Source organism: Dolichospermum sp. LEGE 00246 (genome assembly GCF_015207865.1).
GTDB lineage: Bacteria > Cyanobacteriota > Cyanobacteriia > Cyanobacteriales > Nostocaceae > Dolichospermum > Dolichospermum heterosporum.
In genome coordinates this window covers 1-4903 of record NZ_JADEWA010000415.1, presented here as the reverse complement: position 1 = coordinate 4903, position 4903 = coordinate 1, and the positions used below count along the sequence as shown (strand labels likewise).

4 protein-coding genes are annotated in these 4903 nt (G+C 41.5%); 2 read left to right on the top strand and 2 right to left on the bottom strand.

The features are described from left to right. Nucleotides 1-49: 49 nt before the first annotated feature. Nucleotides 50-2680: a type I DNA topoisomerase gene (gene topA / locus IQ228_RS21105; protein ID WP_027404688.1), complete on the bottom strand. Its 2631-nt coding sequence runs from the start codon at nt 2678-2680 to the stop codon at nt 50-52. A 468-nt stretch (nt 2681-3148) separates the two neighbouring features. Then, nucleotides 3149-3790: a hypothetical protein gene (locus tag IQ228_RS21100; protein WP_027404687.1), complete on the bottom strand. Its 642-nt coding sequence runs from the start codon at nt 3788-3790 to the stop codon at nt 3149-3151. A gap of 246 nt (nt 3791-4036) precedes the next feature. Between IQ228_RS21100 and IQ228_RS21095 the strand changes: the two genes are divergently transcribed. Both IQ228_RS21095 and IQ228_RS21090 read left to right on the top strand, forming a co-directional pair. Then, on the top strand, nt 4037-4315 hold the full coding sequence (locus tag IQ228_RS21095; RefSeq protein WP_228043994.1) for a CopG family transcriptional regulator: 279 nt from the start codon (nt 4037-4039) through the stop codon (nt 4313-4315). Then, nucleotides 4302-4721 (top strand): type II toxin-antitoxin system VapC family toxin, encoded by a 420-nt coding sequence (locus tag IQ228_RS21090; protein WP_193964312.1) that lies wholly within the window; start codon nt 4302-4304, stop codon nt 4719-4721. Before IQ228_RS21095 ends, IQ228_RS21090 begins: the two co-directional genes overlap by 14 nt. The last annotated feature ends 182 nt before the right edge of the window (nt 4722-4903 follow it).

Sequence of the window (4903 nt, the reverse complement as noted above, 5' to 3'; positions counted from 1 at the left end):
CTCCCCTACTCCCCCCACTCCCCCCACTCCCCCACTCCCTACCCCTACCCTAACTCGCCGCGTCTGTCTTTTTCGCTCTAGTCTTTGTTGACTTAGTAGTAGTAGATTTAGTGGTTTTCCGTGTAGATTTTGTAGATGCTTTAGCTGAAAGTAATTCAATAGCTGTAGACAAAGTTATATTTTCCACTGATTCACCTTCGGGAATACTGGCATTAGTTTTCCCGTGTTTAATGTAAGGACCATAAGGACCATCATAGATATTAACTGGTGAATCATCTTCTGGATGCGTACCCAACTCCCGTAAAGCTTCCTTGGACTTACTCTTAGCAGCAGCCCGACCCTTTTTCGGCTCTGCCAATAATTCCAAAGCACGATTCAAAGAAATTGTCAAGACATTATCAGTAGATTTGAGAGAACGATAATCTTTTCCCTCCTTTCCTTGGTCATGGACAACATAGGGTCCAAATCTTCCTAAACTAGTTTGGACTTTGCCACCAGTTTCTGGGTGAGTCCCCAAAGCGCGGGGAAGAGATAATAAACCAACAGCTATATCCAAAGTGAGTGTTTCTGGTGTCACACCCTTGGGGAAAGAAGCTTGTTTGGGTTTAGGATTTTCCTCAGTCTTATCGCCTAGCTGTACATAAGGTCCATAAGTACCAATCTTGATATAAATAGGTTCTCCGGTTTCTGGGTGACGACCAACTTGGTCAGGTCCGACAATTTTTTGTTTGAGGAGAATTTCCACCTGTTTAGGGTCAAGGTCAGCCGGAGTCAGGTTCTTAGGAATAGAAGCGGTAATTACTTCCTCACCATTGGTAACTTCAATGTAAGGTCCATATTTACCAATACGGACTTTAGCATCTAAATTTTCTAGTTCTACAGTTCTAGCCTTGCTGGCATCAATTTCTGTTTCCCTTTCCCTTACCAAAGTTTCTAAACCTTGTTCACCAAGATAGAATTTCTTTAAGTAGGGTAGCCATTGAGCTTCACCCGTGGAAATTTCATCCAAGGTTTGCTCCATTTTAGAAGTAAAACTAGGGTCAACAATATCTGGAAAATGTTTTTCCAGTAAATCAGTCACAGCAAAAGCCGTGAAAGTAGGAATTAGAGCATTATTCAGCAACTGAGCATAATCTTTATCAATGATTGTGCCAATAATGCTGGCGTAGGTACTAGGACGACCAATGCCTTCACTTTCCAAGGTTTTCACCAAAGTTGCTTCAGTATAACGGGCAGGAGGTTGGGTTTCATGTCCTACCGCGTCCAATTCTTTACATTGAGGATGATCACCAACTTTCAGAGCAGGTAAAATTACTTCTTGGTCTTCTAAAGCGGCTTCAGGATCATCCGAACCTTCCACATAAGCGCGGAGGTAGCCGGGAAAATCTATCCGCTTACCAGAGGAACGAAAACCAGCATCTTCCACTTGGATTTGCACAGTAACTTGAGTCTGGCGAGAGTCAGCCATTTGTGAGGCGACTGTACGCTTCCAAATCAAATCATAAAGAGCAAATTCTCGTCCAGCTAACCCTGTGTCTTGTGGTATGCGAAAACTACTACCAGCGGGACGAATGGCTTCATGAGCTTCTTGTGCGCCTTTAGATTTGGTCGTGTATTGTCTAGGTTGGGGACTAAGGTATTGTTTTCCATATTTTTGCTCCACACAAGCACGGGCAGCAGTAATCGCTTGGTCGGACAAATGTACCGAATCTGTCCGCATATAGGTAATATACCCCTGCTCATACAAATTTTGAGCCACTCGCATCGTATCCCGTGCCGATAAGCGCAACTTGCGGTTAGATTCTTGTTGCAGAGTGGAAGTAGTGAACGGTGGTGCTGGTTTGCGGGTGACAGGACGTTCTTCCATATCCGTCACTGTCCAGATTTTCCCTTCTAGACGGGTTTTTAGAGTTTCCGCTTGCTCTTCATTAAGTAAAATTACATTGCGACCTGTGGTAATTCTGCCCGTTGTTGAGTCAAAATCGCTGCCTGTGGCAACTTTCGTGCCGCCTAGAGTCACCAGGACTGCGCTAAATGGACTTTTTTCTTGTTCTAAACTGGCTTTTAAATCCCAGTATGTGCCTTCATGGAAAGCCCGACGCTGGCGTTCTTTAATTACTAATAGACGTACTGCTACAGATTGCACTCGTCCAGCGGATAACCCCCAGGCAATTTTTTTCCACAGTAGCGGTGATAGGGTATATCCTACTAACCGATCTAAAATTCTTCGGGTTTCTTGGGCGCGAACTACCTGCTCATCAATATTACGGCAGTCTTTCAAAGCTTTTTGAATGGCTTCCTTGGTAATTTCATGAAATACCATGCGCTTTGTTGGGACTTTTGGCTTGAGTAATTGGTATAAATGCCAACTAATGCTTTCACCTTCCCGGTCTTCGTCTGTTGCTAAAATTAGTTCAGTTACACCTTTGAGGGCTTCTTTAAGCTGAGTGACAATTTTCTTTTTGTCTTTGGGAACGACATAAATCGGTTCAAAGTCGGCTTCTACATTGACCCCAAGCTGCGCCCATTTTTCCCCTTTCACGGCTGCGGGAATTTCACTAGCCGACTGGGGAAGGTCACGAACATGACCCATTGAAGCTTCTACCACATAGTCTTTTGGTAGGTAGTTGCGAATGGTACGAGCTTTTGTGGGAGATTCGACAATAACGAGAGTTGACATGGAAATTAAAAAAAATAATAGCTATGCAGCTAAATAGTTAAGTTGGGTTAATTTTTGCGAAATGTCAAGATGAAATACCACGCCTAAGCAGTGATTGTATCCTTACACAAACTACCCAACAGGGGGGAATTTTATCAACTTCAGTTGCGGTGAATTAGGCATGAGAATGCTGGAAGCAAGCTTTGAGAGTCAATTTGTTATTTATTTCCATCTTTAACTTATCTAGTACATATTTGACGACTATACTTTGTAAAATATCCCTGGAATTTAATGGTACAAGACTCACAGTGGTTAAGGATTGGGGAAATAAATAATTTTAAATTAGCTTAATTTTCCTCATTTGCCATTTTTTATAGGGCTTGTCTCAAAATTAACTTATACATGAAGAAGTGCTAAAATTATATAAATTACACCTGTAAACTTGATTATGAGCGTCTTAATACCTGATGATATTATTCGAGCCATCGCCTAACTTCTTGAATTGCCAATATAAGCCCCAATTTGTTTAAGCCCCTGTAAAACTTGAATACGTTCTGCTGTATTTTCAAGTAACCGATAAGTATGCGATCGCGTATATTGAGGGACATCTTGGCGGCGATTGCATTTCAAAAACAATACTTCTCTGCCATTTGTCACCATTCCATAGCAACTTGACTGCAAATTAGGAGCGCTCAACAAATAAGTAAGTGCTTGGGGAATTCCTGCGGTAACGTCCAGCCTTGCAGGTTTTGATTCGATTACCAAAATCCAAAAACTATCTTGGATTACCAAAATATCAATTCTGCCTTGAACCGCCATAGTATTAGCTTCATCAGCAACTTCGATACTGGTACTTACTTCTGCTTTTACCAAAAAAGGAGATTGATAGAAACCAGCCAAATCTAGCAATGGCGACACCACGACAAGCTTAACAATTTCTTCAAGGGGCGCTTCTTCTTGACTGAGATAGGTATAGTTGCGAGTGAGGCGATCTAGTCCTTGTAGTTCCGCTTCGGTTAGTGTCGGCGCATTATTTAACCATTCATCAAAAAAGCGATCGCTAGTGTCGAGTCTCAAGCCAAAGGTTTGACGGAGATTGCTAAGTGTAAGGCTACTAGCATTTGTAATCACAGTTAAATCCTTGTAGTAATTACATGAATTTTGGAAGTTTAGGAATTTGATCTGGGTTCTAATACTTAATATACGATATATATGGGGAAAAGAGCGATTCCTAGGTCGCGCTTCGCTATCGCTGCCCTCGCCGCAGGTATCGCCTAGAAATCACGACTCACAGGAATAGCAATCGCCTTATGAGGAAACTATTTGAGAACTACTTAACTTTGAATTTTTTGAGCTATAGTATTGTCATACAGAGTTATGACAAGCAAAAATATGAGAGTTAATGCAAGGCTCGATAGCGATCGCGCTAGTAAGTTTAATTACATTCGCCAGCGGACAAATCAAGGTGTGTCTGACATTATGAAAGTGGCGATCGATCTTTATTATGAAAAATTACATCAAGAATCCCCTGTAAAACCTTTGCAACTTCTTAGAGAATCAGGGCTGATTGGTTGTGCTGAAGGGGACTCTGATTTGTCGGTTAATTACAAGCAATATCTCACTGAAAGTCTTAACGAAAAATATGGTAATCGTTGATTCTGGCTTTTGGATAGCACTAATCAATCGCCGTGATGATTATCATATTCTCGCTCAAGAAGTTTTAGATACGATTGATGAGCCTCTGATTACAACATGGTGCGTGATTACGGAAGCTTGTCATATTCTCTTGAAACGTACAGGCACAAATGCTCAACAGACGTTTATTCATAGCTTAGAAATTGGTGCTTTTGAGGTTTTTGATCTCAAGGTTCAAGATGGGAAAAGAATCAGTGAATTGATGAATCAATATAGTTCTCTGCCAATGGATTTAGCGGACGCTTCATTGATTATTCTTGCCGAACATTTGGGGCATGGGCGGATTCTATCTGTTGATTTTCGGGACTTTAATACTTACCGCTGGAAAAATCATCATCCTTTTGAGAATTTGATGTCTATTAACTAAAAATCACGACTCACAATAATAGCGATCGCAATACCGCAAAGCCTTTAGAAGATAGATAATTGAGGCGATCGCTCAAACAAATCAGTTTATCTAGTAGTTCGTCAAATTTATTTTGACGGGTAATAATAGGAAAAACTTCTGTTTTCCCTCCCCTACTCCCCCTACCCCTCTTCTCCCCCTAC

Bases quoted from the DNA above. Each gene is read 5' to 3' on its own strand.
- topA (WP_027404688.1), bottom strand. From the start codon at position 2,680: ATGTCAACTCTCGTTATTGTCGAATCTCCCACAAAAGCTCGTACCATT.
- IQ228_RS21095 (WP_228043994.1), top strand. From the start codon at position 4,037: ATGACAAGCAAAAATATGAGAGTTAATGCAAGGCTCGATAGCGATCGC.
- IQ228_RS21090 (WP_193964312.1), top strand. From the start codon at position 4,302: ATGGTAATCGTTGATTCTGGCTTTTGGATAGCACTAATCAATCGCCGT.